Raw genomic sequence first — 16,609 nt, forward strand, 5'->3', positions numbered from 1 at the left:
CGAAAGGGCAGTCCCGGACCACAGATGTTAGGCGATCGGGTTGTGTGCGCGGAAGGTCGCCGACACCGTCAATAGATATTGACGCCGGGCTACCCGTGGTGGAGTCTTACCCGGTGCCGGTCAATTCCGGGCTGCGACCCTATCCGTTCGAACCGTTCACCGGCGACCTGCCCGCCGAGCTGCTCGACATGGTCGTCGGCGAACCGGTCAGCCGGGCGCGGCTGCCCGACGGGCGGGCGGCCTGGCTGGTGCTCAGCTACGAGCACTGCTGCACCGTCCTGGCCGACCCCCGGTTCTCCCGGCTCCCGCTCGGCGCGACCGCGACGCCCGGAGCGGCCGGTCCACGCGAGTTGAACATGGACGGTCCGGCGCACGCGACGGTGCGCCGGGTGGCCAGCCGCGCGTTCACCGCGCGCCGCATCGAGACGTTCCGGCCGCGGGTCCGGCGGCTGGTGGACGAACTGGTCGACGCCATGCTGGCCCGCCCCCGCCCGGCCGATCTGGTGGCCGGGCTGGTGGCGCCGCTGCCGGTGTTCGTGGTCTGCGACGTGCTGGGCGTCCCGGCCGCCGATCGGCCCCGCTTCTACGACTGGATCTCCGGTCTGAACTCGGTCACCGCGTACGGCTCGGCCGGCGCCGCCCACGCCCAGGCGCAGCTCCGGGCCTATCTGGCCGGGCAGTTGGCGGGCAAGCGGGCCGAGCCCGGCGACGACCTGCTCTCGGCGTGGGTGCTGGGTCAGGACGCACACGAGCTGATCGACGCCGAGCTGGTCGAACTGGCCATGGGGGTGCTGCTCGGCGGGCTGGAGATCAACGCCACGAGCGCGGGCCTGCGCGCGTTGTTCCAGCACCCGGAGCAGTTGGCGAAGCTGCGCGCGGCGCCGGAGAAGCTCCCCGCAGCCACCGACGAGATCCTGCGCTACACGTCGGTGAGCAGCATGTTCCGGGTCCAGGTGGTGCGGGAGGACCTGACCCTCGGCGGCGTCGCGATGCGGGCCGGCGACTGCGTGATGGCGATCCCGTGGGCCGGCAACCGCGACCCCCGGCACTTTCCTGAGCCCAACCGTTTCGACATCGACCGGACGCCCACCGTGCCGCACCTGACGTTCGGCTTCGGGCCGCACTTCTGCCTCGGCACCGCGCTGGGACGGATGCAGGTGGAACTCTCCCTCGGGTCGCTGCTGAGCCGGATGCCGGGCCTGGCGCCGGCCGTGCCGGTCGAGGAGATCCCGTGGCGGCACGACCGGATGAACGGTGGCATCGCGGCCTTCCCGATCACCTGGTGACCGCGGTCAGTAGCTCTCCACCGCGTTGACCCGGTCCGGCCAGTAGCGCTCGCCCGGCGCCGGCACGTAGTGCTCCCACCGGGGCGGGTTCCCGCTCGGGTGGTCGCCGAGCACGGTGATGCGCTGTCCGCGCCGGACGCCGTCGTAGTCGTTGATCGCGTAGTGCTGGGTCACCCGGTTGTCCCACACCGCGACGTCGCCCACCCGCCAGCGGTAGCGGCAGGTGAACTGCGGGCTTTCGGAGAACCGGAACAGGTGCTCCAGCAGCGCGTCGCTCTCGGTGCGGGTCAACTGCGGGATGTGCGAGGTGAAGAGCCGGTTGACGTAGAGCGAGCGGCGTCCGGTCTCCGGGTGCACGCGCACCACCGGGTGCTCCGCCCGGCTGGTGAACTCGGTGCCGATCCGGATGACGTGGATGGCGGTCAGCCCGTCGAGCAGGTCGCGCATCGGCGCGGAGAGCGCCTCGTAGACCCGGCACTGGTTGGTCCACATGGTGTCGCCGCCGACTTCCGGCAGCTCGACGAGGTGCAGGATGGACGCGATCGGCGGGCTCTGATGGAACGTCATGTCGGTGTGCCAGACGTCGACCTTCCCGCCGTCGGTCGAGTCGATGAGGACGATCTCCGGGTGCCCGTCCAGGCGGGGCAGGTAGGGGTGCAGCTCCACCTCGCCGAAGCGGCGGCCGAACGCCACGTGCGCCTCGGGGGTCAGCCCGGTCTGCCCGGCGACGAACACCACCTGGTGCGCGAGCAGCAGGTCGTGGATCAGCGCGAAGCCGGAGTCGGTGAGCGTGTTGAGGTCGATGCCGCTGACCTGCGCGCCCAGGGCGCCCGCGACGAGTCGGACGTCGGCGACGGTGGAAGTGGTCATCGGTGGTCCTCCCGGTCTGCGCGGGGCGCCCGTCGGCGCATTCTTCCACGTTCGTGAATGTGTTCACCAGCGTCGTCGTTGACGCGACCGCCGTCGGCTTGGGATCATTCGCTCCGCCGACGGGCGGCCGTCCCGGCCGGCGCGCGGGGGAGGAAGCCGGTGGCGATCGACGGGGACGACGCGGCCGCGCGCCTGGACCGGCTCACCGACCTGGCGACGCCCTTCGCGGTGCGGACCGCGGTGACGCTGCGGGTGCCGGACCGGATCGCGGCCGGGATCACCGGCCTGGACGGGCTCGCCGCGGCGTGCGACGTCGATCCCGGCGCGCTGGGTCGCCTGCTGCGCTACCTGACCCACCGGGGCGTCTTCGCCGAGGCGTCACCCGGCGTGTTCACCCTGACCGACGTCGGTGAGTTGCTCCGCGACCGCGACGGCGGCGGGCGCGGCGCCGACCTCGACCTGCGTGGTCTCGGCGCGCGGATGGACCTCGCCTGGGCCGGGCTGCCGCACGCGGTGCGCACCGGCGAGCCCGGCTACGGCTCGGTGCACGGGCGCGACTTCTGGGCCGACCTGGACGCCCACCCGGAGCACCGCGCCTACTTCGACGCGTTGATGCTCAGCCAGCAGCGGTTCACCGCGCCGGAGGTGGCCGCGCGCTATCCCTGGCACGAGGTGGCGCACGTGGTCGACGTGGGCGGCGGCGCCGGCGGGCTCCTGCGGGACCTGCTCACCGCGCACCCCCACCTGCGCGGCACGCTCGTCGACCGGGACGAACCGGTGACGACCGCCGCTCGGACGTTCGCCGCGCACGGCCTCACCGCGCGGGTCGAGACCGTGGTCGGCGACTTCTTCGCCCCGCTGCCGGCCGGCGGCGACGTGTACGTGGTGTCCCGCGCGCTGACCGACTGGAGCGACACCCACGCCACGGCGATCCTGCGGCGCTGCGCCGAGGCGGCCGAGGACGACGGCCGGGTGCTGGTCATCGAGGTGCTCCCGACCGTGCCGCACGTGCCGCACCTGTCCGCGTACGACCTGCGGATGCTGGTGCTGGTGGGCGGCCGGGAGCGGAGCGTGGCCGAGCACGCCGAGCTGGCCTCGGCCGCCGGCCTGGCGCCGCGGCGCACCTTCACCGGCCCGGCGGGCCTCACGCTGATGGAGTTCGCGGCCGCGCGCTGACCGTCCCTTACCCACCGGTGCGCCGGATCATCGGGGCATTTGACGGCGCATCGGCCAATTTGCCGAAAAATATCGTCATCACATTGGTCGGCACCCATGAATTGGTGCATTTATCAATGGTTGTTCGCGGGAGTTCCGGCCGGTAACGTCTCGCGTGGCGACTAGCCGAGCCTTCGCGAAAGGGTCGACGCGTCATGACGGTTGCTGGCTTCACGCGATATCCGCACTTCATCGACGACCTCGCCCGCAGCGAATCGGGACGGCTGCTGCGCGCCGAACTCGGCCGCCGCTGGCCGGAAACCACCGACCAGCTCACCGCGATGGCCCGCTACGCGCTGCTGCCGGCCGGCAAGCTGCTCCGCCCGATGATGACGCTGCACGCGGCGGAGGCGGTCGGTGGATCTCCCCGCGACGTGCTGGCCGCCGCGCTCGGCACGGAATACCTGCACGTCGCGACGCTCGTGCACGACGACATCATCGACGCCGACACGCTGCGCCGCGGCCGCCCGGCGGTGCCCGTCGCGTTCGGCATCCCGGGCGCCATCGTTGCCGGTGACCATCTCATCTTCACCGCGTTCCGGGCCATCGTGGAGGGCGGCGCCGCGGTGCCACCGGGTCACGTGGTCGCCGCGGTCACCGCGCTCGCCGAGGCGGGGCAGGACCTGTGCCGGGGCCAGTCGATCGAGGCGGGGCTCGTCGGCGACCTGGACGCGGGGGCCCGCTGGTACCCGGAGATGATCCGACTCAAGACCGGGTCGCTGTTCCGGGCGGTGTGCCACATCGGCGCGCTGCTCGGCGGCGCGGAACCGGCCGTGGCGGAGGCGCTCGCCCGCTACGGCGAGCACCTCGGCGTCGCGTTCCAGATCCGCGACGACCTGCTGTCCTACGTGGCCACCCCGGAGCAGACCGGGAAGCCGGCGAGCAGCGACCTCAACAACGGCCGCCCGACGCTGCCGCTGCTGCTGGCCTACGACGCCGCCACCGACACCGACCGGGTCGAGCTGATGGCGGTGCTGCACCGCCGGGGCGCGGGCCCCGGCGACGTCGAGTGGGTCGCCGCCCTGCTGCGCGACGTCGACGCGGTCGAGGGCGCCCACCGGCGGATGGTCGAGCACGCCGAACGCGCCCGGGCCGAGTTGGGCGTGCTCGCCCCGTCGGCGAGCGCGGGCGTGCTGGCCGGCATCGCGCGCTGGATGACGAGCGAGATGGCGTGAGTGCCGCCCGGGCACTGCGGGCGCACCTGGAGACCTGGCGGCCCTACACCCTCTGGTATGTGGGGCTGGTCGGACTCGGCGGCGCGGCGATGGCCGCCGGACCGCACCACCCGTGGCGACTCCTGTCGGCCTGGGCCGCGCCCACCGCCGGCTGGCTCGGCGGCCACTACCTGGGCGACTGGTTCGACCGGGAACTGGACGCCGGCAGCAAGCCGCACCGGCCGATCCCGTCCGACCGGCTGCGCGCCCGGACGGCCGTGGCGTGCGGCTGCGCCTGCTTCGCCCTGCTCGCCGCCCTGGCGGTGGCCGGTGGCTGGGGGACCACGGGGGCGGCGCTGCTGGCCGGCTTCGGCATCGTCGCCTACAGCCGCTGGCTCAAGGCGCGCGGGATCGCCGGCAACCTGGTCCGCGGCGCGCTCGGCGCGGTCGCGCTGCTCTACGGCGCGCTCGCCGTCGGGCTGGCGCCGGGCCCGTCGCCGGCCTGGCCGGTCCTGCTCGCGCTGGCGGTCGCGTTCTGGGCGCACGACGCGATGTCCAACCTGGTCGGCGCGCTGCGCGACATCGACGGCGACCGGGCGGGCGGGTACGAGACACTGCCGGTCCGCCGGGGCGTACCCTTCGCGGTCCGGACCGTCGTGGCGCTGCACGCCGTCACGATCGGCGCCGCCCTCACCGCCGGTCTGCTGGCCGACCCCGACGCGCGCCCTGCCTACCTGGCCACGCTGCTGGTGGTCGTGGTCGCGGGCGTCGCCGCGCTCGCGCCGCTGGTGACCCGCCGCGCCGGAATGCCGGTCCTGGTGGCGTTGCGCGCCCATTCCGTCCTGGTCGTCGAGCGCGTGGTGCTGGCCTCGGCCGTGGTCGGTCTCGGGCTCGGCGTCGCCGTGCAGCTCGTGCTCGTGTTGCCGATGGTGGCGCTGACCTGGTGGGCGCAGCGCGGAATGCGCGCCCGACACGAACTCGGCCCGGCGACCGCGGGCCTGGCCCTGGCCACCCACCGTCGAGTGCCCCTGGAGGACGCGCCATGACCGCTGTGACCGCCGAGGCCGTCGGGAAGGCGATCACCGCCGGCGCCGAGGCGCTGCTGCGCCGGCGGCGCGCCGACGGCGTCTTCGGCGACGACCCGCCGGCCTCGGTGCTCGGCACGGCCGGCGCGGTGGCCGCGCTGCACGCCGCCGACCCGGCGGGCAGCGCCGACCTGGTCGACGCCGGCGTGGGGTGGCTGCTGCGGCAGCAGCACGACGACGGCGGCTGGGGCGGCGTGGTCGGGGCGCCGAGCGAGGTCGTGCCCACCGCCGTCGCGGTCGCGGCGCTGGCACTGAGCGCGCCGGTCGCCGGCGCCGGGGCGGTCGAGGCCGGGCGGGCCCGGCTGGCCGCGACGGGCGGCGTCGAGACGATCACCGACCGGGCCATCTCGCTGCTGTGCCGGCAGCTCCTGACCATGGCCGGGTTGACCGCCGAGGCCGGCCCGCCGCGCCGGTTGCCGCTGGAGATCGTGCTGTTCGACCGGGTCCGCCGCCGGCGCCTGTCGTTCCGCACCACCCCGTTCGTCGGCCTCGCCCTGATGCAGGCCGACCTGCCCGCCGGCCGCCTGCGCCGGGCCACGCTGCGCCGGGCCCGGCCGGTGGCGGTCGGGCTGCTGCGCGCCGTCTTCGACCACGAGGGGCGCACCGGCGCGCTCAGCGAGGATCCGTGGCCCGCCGCCCTGGTGCTGCTCGGCCTGGCCCGCAGCGGGGAGGCGCCGGACATCGCCGAGGCCGTGGTGGGTTGGCTGCGCCGGGCGGTCCGCCCCGACGGGGCGTGGGACGCGGTGACGAACCTGGACCTGACCCGCTCCGGCTACGCGGTGACCGGCCTGATCGCGGCCGGATACGCCGCCGACCCGCGGCTGCGCGCCACCCGCGACTTCTTCCACGCCACCCAGAAGCCGGCCGCGTTCGAGGTGCTGGGCGTGCCGCCGGGCGGCTGGAGCTACTCCAACCAGGGCGGCTGGCCGGTGACACTGGAATCCGCCGAGATCCTGTCGGCGCTCGCCGGCTACCCGGACGCGGGCGCCGATCCGGTCCTGCGTACCGGCCTCGACTGGCTGGTCGGCCGGCAGGACAGCCGCGGCTCGTGGAGCCTGTGGGTCCGCGACACCCGACTCGCCAACGACGGCCCGTGCCCGGCCATCACCGCCCAGGCGATCCTCGCCCTGCACGACGCCGGCCGCCCCGACGGTCACCCGGCGATCGCGCGTGCGGCGGCCTGGCTGCTCACCCGCGCCGCGCCGGACGGCACGTTCGAGAACCTCTGGTACCGCGACCACACCTCCGGAACGGCCGTGGTGGTGACGGCGCTGTCCCGCGTCGGCCACGCCCGCCACGACGTGGTCCGTCGGGCGGTCCGGTGGCTGCGCGACACCCAACTCCCGGACGGCTCGTGGGGGCCGGGTGACGGCACCGCCGGCACGGTCGAGGAGACCGGCTGGGCGGTGCAGGGGCTGCTCGCCACCGGCGATCCGGACGACTGCCCCGCGGCCGACCGGGGCGTCGCCTGGCTGGTGGCGGCCGCCGGCCCGGACGGCGCGTGGCCGGCGGCCGGGGTGTGCAACTACATCCGCCACCACATGCGCTACCCCAACGCGGTGATCACCCAGGCGCTCGCGCTGCGGGCACTCGGCGAGCACCGCCGGGCCGTCGCCGGCCGGCAGGACGCCGCACCCGGGGCGGTGGCCCGGTGAACGCCGACGTCGTGGTGGTGGGCGCCGGCGCCGGCGGGCTGGCGAGCGCCCGCGCGCTCGGCGCGCTCGGGCTGCGGGTGCTCGTGCTCGACCGGCAGCGCGCCCCCGCGTCGATCGCCAAGGGCGAGATCCTGCAACCCGAGACCGTCCGCATCCTCGACGGCTTCGGCGTGCTCGACGCGCTACGGGCCACCGGCGCGCGCCCGGTCGGGCGGCTGGCCATCCGGGACCCGTCCGGCGAACCGTTGCTCTGCCTGGACTATGCCGGCCTGCCCGGGGCGTACCGGGAGATCCTCTGCGCCGACTACGGCGACCTGCGCGCGGTGCTCGCCGACCGGCTGCCCGGCGCGGTGGACCTGCGGTGGGGCACCCGGGTGACCGGCCTGCGGCGCGACGGCGGCGGGCGGATCGCCGGCGTCCGGGTCGCCGGCGACGCGGGCGAGCGGGATGTCGCGGCGGCACTCGTGGTGGCCGCCGACGGCATGTCCTCGCCGCTGCGCCGCGCGGCCGGCGTCGCGGTCGAGCGCCGCGAGTACCCGCACGGCCTCGTCGCGTTCGACGTGGCCGGCGCCGAGGTCGCCGACGAGGTGACCGCCTACCGCAGCGGCCGTGGGCTGTGCCTGGTCTACCCGCTGCCGGGCGGTCGGTGCCGCCTTTACGTGCAGGTGACCCCGGACGAGTTCCGGGGCCGCGCCGACCTCGGCGGATGGTGCGACCGGCTGCTCGCCGACGTGCCGGCGGTCCGGCCGCTGGCGGCGGCGATCCGAGCCAGCCTGCACCGCCGCCAGCTCCTCGCGGTCTACCGGCTGCGCACCGCCCGGCTGACCGTGCCCGGTCTCGCGCTCGTCGGCGAGGCCGCCCACGCGGTGCACCCGATGGCGGCGCAGGGCGTCAACAGCTCCCTCGGCGACGCCGAGACGCTCGCCGCCACGCTGGCCGCCGAGGGCGGCACCCCCGAGCCCGGCGCGGTGGACCGGGCGCTGCGGGCGTTCGAAGCCGCGCGCCGGCCCCGCCTCGACCACGTCGCCACCGTCAGCCACAACGCCTCCCGCATGATCACCAGCGTCACCGGACTGCCGAGGGTGCTCGGCGGGCGGATGATGCGCCGCACCGCCGCCAACCCCCGGCTGCTCGGGCTCACCGCCGGCAACCTCTCCGGTACGGACGTGCGACCGCTCTCCCTGGTCGATCGGCTGCACCAGCTCGGGCTGCTCGCCGACCGGCACGCCCGCACCTGCCCTGCCAGAGAAGTGAGCGAACCATGACACGTGCCACCGTCGTCGACCCGGCCGACCTGTCGATGAACGAGACGCCGTACCCGCCGCTGCCGGGTATCCGGCGGATCGTCACCGACGGGGCGGCCGCCCTCCAGCGGTATCCGGACCGCACCTCGTCGACGCTGGTGTCCGCGCTGTCCGCCCGGCTCGGGGTGGGGCCGGAGGCGATAGTGGTCGGCCCCGGCTCGGCCGGGCTGTGCCAGCACCTGGTGCAGTCGTTCGGGCCCCGCCCGGAGGTCGTGCACGCGGCCCTGTCGTTCGAGGGCTACCCGCTGATCGTCCGCAACGCGGGCGCCCGCGCGGTCCCGGTGCCGATGGACGGGTACGACCACGACCTGCCCGCGATGGCCGACGCGGTCACCGAGCGGACCCGGTGCGTGCTGCTGTGCAGCCCGAACAACCCGACCGGGGCGGCGCTGCGCCGCGACCGGGTCGAGGCGTTCCTCGACCGGATCCCGGCCGACGTGCCGGTGATCGTGGACGAGGCCTACCGGGAGTTCGTCACCGACCCGGCGGCACCGGACGGGATGGACCTCTACCGGGCGTACGACAACGTCTGCGTGCTGCGTACCTTCTCCAAGGCCTACGGGTTGGCGGCGCTGCGCGTCGGGTACGCCGTGGTGCCGCCCCGGCTGACCGCGGCGGCGGCGCTGACCGGCGCGGTGTTCTTCCCGAACGCGCTCGGTCAGGCGGCGGCCGTGGCGAGCCTGGCCCCGGACGTGACGGCGGAGCTGACCCGCCGGTGCACCGAGCTGGTGGCGTCGCGGACCCGCCTGATCGGCGCGCTGCGCGGCCTCGGGCTCACCGTGGCGCCCAGCGAGGCGAACTTCGTCTGGCTGCCGCTGGGGGAGCGGGCGGCGTCGTTCGCCGACCGGGCCCGGTCGGCCGGAATCCTGGTGATGGCGCTGCCCGGGGCCGGGGTGCGGATCACGGTCGGCTCCGACGAGGCGAACGACCGGCTCCTCGGGTTCGTCCGGTCGGCGCTCGACGACGGGCTCTGAACTTCTTTCCCGGGATGTCGTCGTATCCGAGCCGCGTCGTTCGTGGAACGGTCGGGAGGCGGAGGCTTCCACACGACGCACCGAAAGGCAGAGGCGTGGCAAAACTGATCTATGTGAACAACGTGTCGGTCGACGGCTACATGGAGGACGAGAGCGGGGTCTTCGCCTGGCTCCCGCTCGACGACGAGGTGTTCACGTTCACCACCGACCTCCTGCGGCCGGTGGGCACCTACCTCTACGGGCGGCGCCTCTACGAGGCGATGGCCGTCTGGGAGACCGACCCCGCCCTGGCCGCGCAGTCCGCGCGCATGGCCGAGTTCGCGCGCGTGTGGCAGGCGGCGGACAAGGTCGTCTACTCCACCACCCTGACCGCGACGTCGACGGCCGCCACCCGGATCGAGCGCCGGTTCGACCCCGCCGCCGTGGCGGAGTTGAAGGCCACCGCCGACCGCGACCTCACCATCGGCGGCGCCGACCTGGCGGCCCAGGCCATGCGGGCCGGGCTGGTCGACGAGTGCCACCTGCTCGTCTGGCCCGTCGCTGTGGGAGGCGGCAAACCGGGGCTGCCCGCCGGCGCGCGCACCGACCTCGCGCTCCTCGACGAGCGCCGGTTCGGCAACGGCGTCGTCCACCTCCGTTACCGCACCCGCGGTCCGGACGGAAACTGAGCCTCGGATCCGGCGTCGGACGCACCGGCGCAGGCAGCGAGGCGCAACAGCGGGACGATCGCGCGCGACGGCCGACAGCGGCGCTCTCACCGGCCGACGCATCCCGTCACCCGTAGTTCCAGCGCCGACCGAGGGCGCAGGAACGAGCCGGTGAAGGTCATCGCGTGCGCGGTCAGCGCACCGGTGAGCGCGATTGTCCGATCACCGGTGGCTTCGACGCGGACCGGTTCGCTGCGCAGCCAGTCCATGCGTACCTGGACCGAGTGCGTGCCCGCCTCCGCCTGGACACGTGTGCTGTCGCCACGCCTCAACCTCGCCGCGGGGCGGCCGTCCACGTAGAAGATGAGGCGTCGAGCGACGCCACCGGAATCGAAGGCGCGGGTCAACTGGATCGACGACATGGCTGCTCCTTACCCCGCCCCGCCCGCGACGATCGCATCCGAGGAGGCGCCGCAGGCCGTCGCCTGCGTCGTCTCCTCGGCCGCGGAGCCTGTCGCACGCCCGTGCTGCAATTCCGGCATGCATCTCGTGGTCACCGGCGCACTCGTGGCGGACGGCGCGGTCCTGCTCGTCCACCGCAGCCCGACCCGCCGGGCCTATCCAGATCTCTGGGATCTGCCCGGCGGGCACGTCGAGCCGGGCGAGTCGGAGCTGCGGGCGCTCGCGCGGGAGATGCACGAGGAGCTCGGTGTGCGGATCGTGGCGGAGTCCGCGTCACGGTTGGGCGACCTGCGCGCCGGCCGCGGCGAGAACGCCGTTCGCCTGTGCGTCTGGCACGTCGGAGACTGGGTCGGTTCGCCGACCAACCGTGCGCCCGACGAGCACGACGACATGGCGTGGGTCGGGATCCACGAGATCGGCGGCCTGCCCCTCGTGCACGGCGGCCTGCCGGCACTTGTCCGTTCGCTGGCCGGCCCCGGCCGGCCGCGTCGTCGCGGCGGGGAACCGACGGCGGCGTCGTGAGGCTCGGGCGCGGCAGCCGCCACACCGCTCAGACGGCCAGGACGTGCTCGACGAGCTGCGGGCAGTGGGTCTTCCAGTTCAGCGCCGGGCCCTTGCGCACCAGGTCCAGGTTGAGCTTGCGGGCAGCCCGGACGATCCCCGGACGGGCGAGAGCGTCAGCTCGTCGGTGAACCGCGGATCGGCCGTCAGCCTGGCGAAGCGGTGTCGTCCGCGGTGGTGCAGGACGGTGTCGTTCGGCCGGTCGGCGAGGCGAACCTCGCGCGGCCCGTGGCCGACCAGCCAGCGTTGCTGCTCCGCCGGGGGCAGGAGGACGTCCAGTTCGCTGGCGCCGAGCCGACCCATGGTGTGGACGACGTTGCGTAGCCGCACTCCGGCGGCCTCCCGCCGGCGGATCTGCGCACGCTCGACCTCGTCGAGATGGGTGCGGCTGACCCGCCGGAAGGCGAGCTCGACGATGTCGGACCAGGTCCGGCGGTGGGCGCAGAACCGTGTCACCACGTCCACCGCCTGCCCCACGTAACGCTCGCCGTCGGCGAAGGTCAACTCGTACACCCCGCACCGGCCATGCGCCTTGGGCAGCAGGTGAGCGATCGAGTTCAGCCCGCCGACCCGGAACCGCACGATCCCGTCGCCATCCACAACGGACGACAGTAGGCCATGGAGCTCCGGGTCGCCGGCGATCAGCCCGTCGCGCTCCTCCTTCGGATACCCGAAGCCCATCGTCGTCTCGTCGCGCCCGCCGAGGGCGCCGGGTGACCGCGCGGTTCCGTCCGCGCGTCTTCGCGCGAGCCGGTGCGCGGCGCGGTTGCCGGCCTGCGGGTCGCAACCTCACCCGGCGAGATGGCCGGTGGCCCGCAGCAGCGCCCGGGCGAACCGGTTGAGCCCGACATCGGGGAGTCGCGACGGGGCGAACCAGCCCAGATCGCTGATCTCGTCATCGTCGGGAACCGGCGTCCTCTGCGCGATGCCCGCCTGGTAGACGGCGGGCACATAGGCGACCCGGTCACCGTTCGGATAGGTCACCTCGAAGTCCGTGCCGCCGAGCACGTCCAGCAGCCGCGGCTCACTGATCCGGACGCCGAGCTCCTCGCGGATCTCCCGTACGGCCGCGTCGACCGGGGACTCACCGATGTCGACCGCGCCGCCGGGTACGGCCCACCCGTCGCGATGCCCCGCGTGACGCACCAGCAGGATTCGCCCATGATCGTCGATGACGACCACCGACACCGACGGCACCTGGATCAACTCATGGCCGATCACGGCCCGTAGCCGAGCGAGATGCGGTGACATGACCATCTGGACACGGTAGCGTCCGCGGCCGCGTCGCCACCTCGACCGCTACGACACGTGTCGTAGCGCTCCCGCTGGCGCTGGGACCCCGGCGGGACGGATGACGTCACCGCCGGCGTCGGTCCCGGTCACCCGGCCCGGCGGGGACGGCCCTGGTCACCCTCACCCGTGGGTCAGGGTGACCAGGGACAGATAGCGCAGGTCGGGCTCGTAGTCGGCGACCAGCACCACGCGTGGCCGCCACGGGTCACCGAGCAGGTCCGGCAGCGCCCACCAGACGCCGGTGGACGACTGCCCCGCCGGCACCGCCGTCACCGGGCTCGCGCCGAGCGCGATCCCGGCCGCGGCGAGACCCGCGCCCAGCACCACCGCCACGTCCGGGGACCCGGCGCCGAGCGCGCGCAGCTCGGCCGCCGCCCGGCCGGCGACGTCGTCCGGCCCGACGTCCGCGTGCTGCCGCAACGCGGTCACCCGCGCGCCGCCGTCGGCCGGGCCGCCGCCGAGCAGCAGCGCCACGGCCCGGTGCCGCTCCGGCACGGCGACCCCCTGGTCGTACGCCAGCACGGACTGCTCGACGACGAGCAGCAGGACCCGGCGGTACGCCGAGGCGCGGGCGATCCGCAGGCCGGTGAACGCCGCCGCCGATCCCTGGTCGCAGAGCGCGAACGACATCGGCGTGCCGGGGCAGACGTGACTGAGGTAGGCGGCGGTGGCCCGCCCGGGCAGCGCGTCGTGCACGGCGAACGCCAGCACCAGCAGGTCCACCGGCTCGTCGTCGGGCACGAGCGCCGGGATCAGCGAGGCGGCCATCTCCCCGTAGGACTGGCCCCGCGCGGTTGCGTCGACCCGCAGGCCGTACGGGTGGACCAGGTCGGTCACGTACTCGTCGGCGCGCTCGCGCAGCACGGGGTCGTCGAGCAGCTCCGCCGCGCCGGTGAACTCCCGACGCGCGGTCCGGATCAGGTGCAGCAGGACGCCTCCCCGGTCAGTGCTCGAACACCATGGCGGCGAACGTCGCGCCGTCACCCGCGCCCACCGCCGCGACCAGGTAGCGGTCGCCCGGGCGCAGCAGGTCGCGTTCGCGGGCGGTGCGGTAGTTGACGAACGCGTCCGCGCAGAAGACGTGGCCCGTTCCGGTGATGTTGTCCAGCAGCACCTTGTCGAGCGGAAGACCGATCAGCTTCCCCAGCCGCTTCCAGGTCAACAGGTTGACGTTGTGCGGCAGCACCAGCCGCAGGTCCGCCAGCTCGATCGCGGCGTCCGTCAGGGCCCGGTCGATGACCTCGGCCAGCGCCGGCCGGTACTCGCGCTGGAACCGGGCCGGGGACGCGCCGCCGGCCACGTCGAACTCGCCGCGCTGCGCGCACGCGTAGGAGAGCATCCGGTCCCGGCGGCCGCGCGCGCTCACCAGGCAGGCCGACGCGCCCTCGCTGAACACTGAGGTCTCCGGGATGAACTGGGCGTCGCGGGTGAACGCCTTCTCCCCGGTGAGCACCAGGGCGAGCGGGTCGCCGTCCGGGCCGGGCGGCTCGGCGGCCAGCAGCCTGCCGGCCACGTCGATCGCGGCCAGCGCGCCGGCGCAGGACTGCTGGGTCAGCGTGAACGCCAGCGCGTGCGCCAGCCCCAGGTCGCGGCAGACGTCGTGCAGCGGATTGGCGGGATAGGGTGCTACCACCGGGAACGCCCGGGCGTGGAGCACGAACCGCACCCGGCGCTCCGCGCCGCGTAGCGCGGTGAGGCCACCCACCGCGCGTCGCAGCAGGTCGGGCAGGGTCAGGTCGGGGTCGCGGCGTACCTCGGTCAGGCCGTGGAACCGGCGGAACAGCCGGATCTGCATCTCGGTCAGGCGCAGCGGCGCGGCAAGCGTCTCGATCGACACGCGGCGGCTCGGCAGGAACACCGAGACGGCGTCGAGCGCCGTCATCCGCACACCGTCACGGACGGATCACACCAACGACACCGGTGGATGTCAACGGGCGTGGCATCATATCGACGTGGCTCGGTTCCTCTTCGTGGTGCTGCCGGTGGTGTCGCACCTCTCCGCGCCGCTCGCCGTCGGTCAGGCGTTGGAGGCCGCCGGGCACGAGGTGGCCTGGTGCGGGCCCCGCAGCGACCTGCGGCCGCTGATCGGGCCGGACGCCACGCTCCACCCCACCGGCAAGCGCCACTACCGGCCGGACGCCGCGTCCGGGATGGACTCGGTGCGCAGCCTCTGGGAGGGGCACGTGCTGCCGGCCAACCGGTTCATCCGCGACGCCGCCGGCCGGGCGGTCGCGGAATTCCGCCCCGACGTGGTGGTGGCCGACCAGTACGCGTTGGCCGGCGCGCTGGCCGCGCACCGCCACGGGGTGCCCTGGGCGACGCTCTGCGTGGGCATGCTGGAACTGACCCCGCCGACCGACGAGATGCCCGAGTTCGACGACTACGTGCGTGCCCAGTTGGCCCGGGTGTGGGCGATGACCGACCTGCCTGTCGACCCGGCGCTCGACCTGCGCTTCTCGCCGTACCTCGTGATCGGGCTGACCACCACGGCGCTGACCGGCCCGGCGGCGCTGCCGGCGCGGTGCGTGCTGACCGGGCCGGCCCTGGGCCGGCGGCCGAACGCGCCCGCCTTCGACTGGGCCGCCTGGGACCCGGCCCGCCGGCATGTGCTGGTCACCGTCGGCACGATGGCCGAGCATCTGGCCCACGACTTCTACCACCGGGTCACGGTCGCCACCGCGCCGCTCGCCGACCGGGTCCAGGTGGTCCTCACCGCCCCGCCGGGCCTGGTGCCCGACCCGCCCGCGCACGTGCTCGTCGCGCCCCGGGTGCCGGTGCTGGAGCTGATGCCCCGGCTGGACGCGGTCGTCTCGCACGGCGGCCTGGGCACGGTCTCCGAGGCGCTGGCCCACGGCGTACCGGTGGTGGTCGCGCCGATCCGGCACGACCACCCGACGGTGGCCCGGCAGGTGACGCGGGCCGGCGCCGGCCGCACGGTCCCCTTCCACACCGCCACCCCGGCGGAGCTGACCTCGGCGCTGACGGCGGTCCTCGACGACCCGGCCTACCGCGACGGCGCGCGCCGGGTGCGGGAGTCGTTCGCCGCGGCCGGCGGCGCCCGGGCCGCCGCCGACCACCTCGCCGCGCTGGCCGTCCCGGCGTCGCCGACGCACCAGGAGGTTCGATGATCGAGGCCACCGGCCTGCGCAAGTCGTTCCGGGTGGGCCGTGGTCGCGGCGCGAGCACGGTGGAAGCGGTCCGCGGTGTCGACTTCGCGGTGCGGCGCGGTGAGATCGTCGGTTTCCTCGGCCCCAACGGCGCCGGCAAGTCCACCACCCTGAAGATGCTCGCCACGCTGCTGCGACCCAGCGGGGGAGCGGCCACCATCGCGGGTGTCGACCTGTTGCGCTCACCCGCCGAGGTGCGCCGGCGGATCGGGTTCGTGGCGCAGGCCAGCGGCACCTACGACGACTCCACCGCCCGCCGCGACCTGGTGCTCCAGGCCCGCATGCACGGTCGGCCGAAGAGCGTGGCGCAGGAGCTGGCGGCGGCGGCGATCCGCGCGTTCCAGCTCGACGACTTCGCCGACCGGAAGATCCGGACCTACTCCGGCGGGCAGCGCCGGCGGCTCGACGTCGCGCTCGGCGTCATCCACGCGCCGCGGGTCATGTTCCTGGACGAGCCCACCGCCGGGCTCGACCCGCCCAGCCGGGCCCGGATGTGGCAGGAGGTCCGGCGGCTGCGCGACGAGGGCATGACGATCTTCCTCACCACGCACTACCTGGACGAGGCGGACAGCCTCTGCGACCGGGTGTCGATCATCGACGCCGGCCGGATCGTCGCCGAGGGCACCCCGTCGGACCTCAAGCGGGAGATCTCCGGCGACGTGGTCACCGTCGACTTCGCCGCGCCCGAGCTGCTCGACGCGGCCGGCGGCGACCTGCCGGCCGCGACGAAGCTGCTGGCCGAGGCGCCCTACGTGCGCGCCGCCGAGCCGGTCGACGGCGTCCTGCGGCTCTACGTCGACGGCGCCGCCACCGCCATCCCGCAGATCATGCGGGCGCTCTACGACCGGGGCATCGAGCCCGGCGCGATCGAGGCCCGCCGGCCCAGCCTCGACGACGTGTTCCTGGCCAAGACCGGCCGCTCGCTGGAGGAGTGAA

General features: G+C 74.6%; 17 protein-coding genes. 11 read left to right on the plus strand and 6 right to left on the minus strand.

Annotated elements, in window-relative coordinates; all coding sequences use genetic code 11:
* Positions 1–113: 113 nt before the first annotated feature.
* A complete protein-coding gene (locus O7618_RS06845; RefSeq protein ID WP_278105126.1) occupies positions 114–1,286 on the plus strand; it encodes a cytochrome P450 in 1,173 nt (390 codons plus the stop codon).
* A gap of 6 nt (positions 1,287–1,292) precedes the next feature.
* Here the strand turns inward: O7618_RS06845 and O7618_RS06850 are convergent, their stop codons facing one another.
* Positions 1,293–2,156: a TauD/TfdA family dioxygenase gene (locus tag O7618_RS06850; protein WP_278105127.1), complete on the minus strand. Its 864-nt coding sequence runs from the start codon at positions 2,154–2,156 to the stop codon at positions 1,293–1,295.
* A 159-nt stretch (positions 2,157–2,315) separates the two neighbouring features.
* Between O7618_RS06850 and O7618_RS06855 the strand changes: the two genes are divergently transcribed.
* From O7618_RS06855 to O7618_RS06885, 7 genes are all read left to right on the plus strand, one after another.
* The gene (locus O7618_RS06855; protein WP_278105128.1) at positions 2,316–3,332 is read left to right on the plus strand and encodes a methyltransferase; all 1,017 of its coding nucleotides are present in this window, start codon (positions 2,316–2,318) and stop codon (positions 3,330–3,332) included.
* A 194-nt stretch (positions 3,333–3,526) separates the two neighbouring features.
* Complete coding sequence (locus O7618_RS06860) at positions 3,527–4,546, plus strand: polyprenyl synthetase family protein (RefSeq protein ID WP_278105129.1); 1,020 nt, start codon at positions 3,527–3,529, stop codon at positions 4,544–4,546.
* Positions 4,543–5,571, plus strand: coding sequence for a UbiA family prenyltransferase (locus O7618_RS06865; protein WP_278105130.1), 1,029 nt, complete (start codon positions 4,543–4,545; stop codon positions 5,569–5,571). The genes O7618_RS06860 and O7618_RS06865 overlap by 4 nt, the downstream gene beginning before the upstream one ends.
* On the plus strand, positions 5,568–7,265 hold the full coding sequence (locus O7618_RS06870; RefSeq protein WP_278105131.1) for a prenyltransferase/squalene oxidase repeat-containing protein: 1,698 nt from the start codon (positions 5,568–5,570) through the stop codon (positions 7,263–7,265). The genes O7618_RS06865 and O7618_RS06870 overlap by 4 nt, the downstream gene beginning before the upstream one ends.
* A complete protein-coding gene (locus O7618_RS06875) occupies positions 7,262–8,530 on the plus strand; it encodes an NAD(P)/FAD-dependent oxidoreductase (protein WP_278105132.1) in 1,269 nt (422 codons plus the stop codon). Before O7618_RS06870 ends, O7618_RS06875 begins: the two co-directional genes overlap by 4 nt.
* Positions 8,527–9,543, plus strand: coding sequence for an aminotransferase class I/II-fold pyridoxal phosphate-dependent enzyme (locus O7618_RS06880; protein WP_278105133.1), 1,017 nt, complete (start codon positions 8,527–8,529; stop codon positions 9,541–9,543). Before O7618_RS06875 ends, O7618_RS06880 begins: the two co-directional genes overlap by 4 nt.
* A gap of 95 nt (positions 9,544–9,638) precedes the next feature.
* Positions 9,639–10,211, plus strand: coding sequence for a dihydrofolate reductase family protein (locus O7618_RS06885; protein ID WP_278105134.1), 573 nt, complete (start codon positions 9,639–9,641; stop codon positions 10,209–10,211).
* A gap of 86 nt (positions 10,212–10,297) precedes the next feature.
* Here O7618_RS06885 and O7618_RS06890 read toward each other — a convergent pair whose 3' ends face one another.
* A complete protein-coding gene (locus O7618_RS06890) occupies positions 10,298–10,612 on the minus strand; it encodes a hypothetical protein (protein ID WP_278105135.1) in 315 nt (104 codons plus the stop codon).
* 118 nt (positions 10,613–10,730) lie between these two features.
* Here O7618_RS06890 and O7618_RS06895 point away from each other — a divergent pair, with 118 nt between their 5' ends.
* Positions 10,731–11,174, plus strand: coding sequence for an NUDIX domain-containing protein (locus O7618_RS06895; protein ID WP_278105136.1), 444 nt, complete (start codon positions 10,731–10,733; stop codon positions 11,172–11,174).
* A 78-nt stretch (positions 11,175–11,252) separates the two neighbouring features.
* Here the strand turns inward: O7618_RS06895 and O7618_RS06900 are convergent, their stop codons facing one another.
* From O7618_RS06900 to O7618_RS06915, 4 genes are all read right to left on the minus strand, one after another.
* Complete coding sequence (locus O7618_RS06900) at positions 11,253–11,894, minus strand: GIY-YIG nuclease family protein (protein WP_278105137.1); 642 nt, start codon at positions 11,892–11,894, stop codon at positions 11,253–11,255.
* Positions 11,895–12,002: 108 nt separating this feature from the next.
* The gene (locus tag O7618_RS06905) at positions 12,003–12,470 is read right to left on the minus strand and encodes an NUDIX domain-containing protein (RefSeq protein WP_278105138.1); all 468 of its coding nucleotides are present in this window, start codon (positions 12,468–12,470) and stop codon (positions 12,003–12,005) included.
* Between the two features lie 156 nt (positions 12,471–12,626).
* Entirely contained in the window at positions 12,627–13,490 is an 864-nt protein-coding gene (locus tag O7618_RS06910) for a 2-hydroxy-acid oxidase (RefSeq protein ID WP_278105139.1), read from the minus strand.
* On the minus strand, positions 13,450–14,388 hold the full coding sequence (locus O7618_RS06915) for a 3-oxoacyl-[acyl-carrier-protein] synthase III C-terminal domain-containing protein (protein ID WP_278105140.1): 939 nt from the start codon (positions 14,386–14,388) through the stop codon (positions 13,450–13,452). Before O7618_RS06915 ends, O7618_RS06910 begins: the two co-directional genes overlap by 41 nt.
* 70 nt (positions 14,389–14,458) lie before the next feature.
* Between O7618_RS06915 and O7618_RS06920 the strand changes: the two genes are divergently transcribed.
* Both O7618_RS06920 and O7618_RS06925 read left to right on the plus strand, forming a co-directional pair.
* A complete protein-coding gene (locus O7618_RS06920; RefSeq protein WP_278105141.1) occupies positions 14,459–15,634 on the plus strand; it encodes a nucleotide disphospho-sugar-binding domain-containing protein in 1,176 nt (391 codons plus the stop codon).
* Entirely contained in the window at positions 15,631–16,608 is a 978-nt protein-coding gene (locus O7618_RS06925) for an ATP-binding cassette domain-containing protein (RefSeq protein ID WP_278105142.1), read from the plus strand. The genes O7618_RS06920 and O7618_RS06925 overlap by 4 nt, the downstream gene beginning before the upstream one ends.
* Position 16,609 lies beyond the last annotated feature (1 nt).

Source organism: Micromonospora sp. WMMD980, assembly GCF_029626035.1.
In the GTDB taxonomy this organism is placed as follows: Bacteria; Actinomycetota; Actinomycetes; order Mycobacteriales; family Micromonosporaceae; genus Micromonospora.

Coding starts and splice junctions, on each gene's coding strand:
- O7618_RS06850 (WP_278105127.1), bottom strand. CDS start 2,156: ATGACCACTTCCACCGTCGCCGACGTCCGACTCGTCGCGGGCGCCCTG.
- O7618_RS06860 (WP_278105129.1), top strand. CDS start 3,527: ATGACGGTTGCTGGCTTCACGCGATATCCGCACTTCATCGACGACCTC.
- O7618_RS06870 (WP_278105131.1), top strand. CDS start 5,568: ATGACCGCTGTGACCGCCGAGGCCGTCGGGAAGGCGATCACCGCCGGC.
- O7618_RS06880 (WP_278105133.1), top strand. CDS start 8,527: ATGACACGTGCCACCGTCGTCGACCCGGCCGACCTGTCGATGAACGAG.
- O7618_RS06890 (WP_278105135.1), bottom strand. CDS start 10,612: ATGTCGTCGATCCAGTTGACCCGCGCCTTCGATTCCGGTGGCGTCGCT.
- O7618_RS06895 (WP_278105136.1), top strand. CDS start 10,731: ATGCATCTCGTGGTCACCGGCGCACTCGTGGCGGACGGCGCGGTCCTG.
- O7618_RS06900 (WP_278105137.1), bottom strand. CDS start 11,894: ATGGGCTTCGGGTATCCGAAGGAGGAGCGCGACGGGCTGATCGCCGGC.
- O7618_RS06905 (WP_278105138.1), bottom strand. CDS start 12,470: ATGGTCATGTCACCGCATCTCGCTCGGCTACGGGCCGTGATCGGCCAT.
- O7618_RS06915 (WP_278105140.1), bottom strand. CDS start 14,388: ATGACGGCGCTCGACGCCGTCTCGGTGTTCCTGCCGAGCCGCCGCGTG.
- O7618_RS06925 (WP_278105142.1), top strand. CDS start 15,631: ATGATCGAGGCCACCGGCCTGCGCAAGTCGTTCCGGGTGGGCCGTGGT.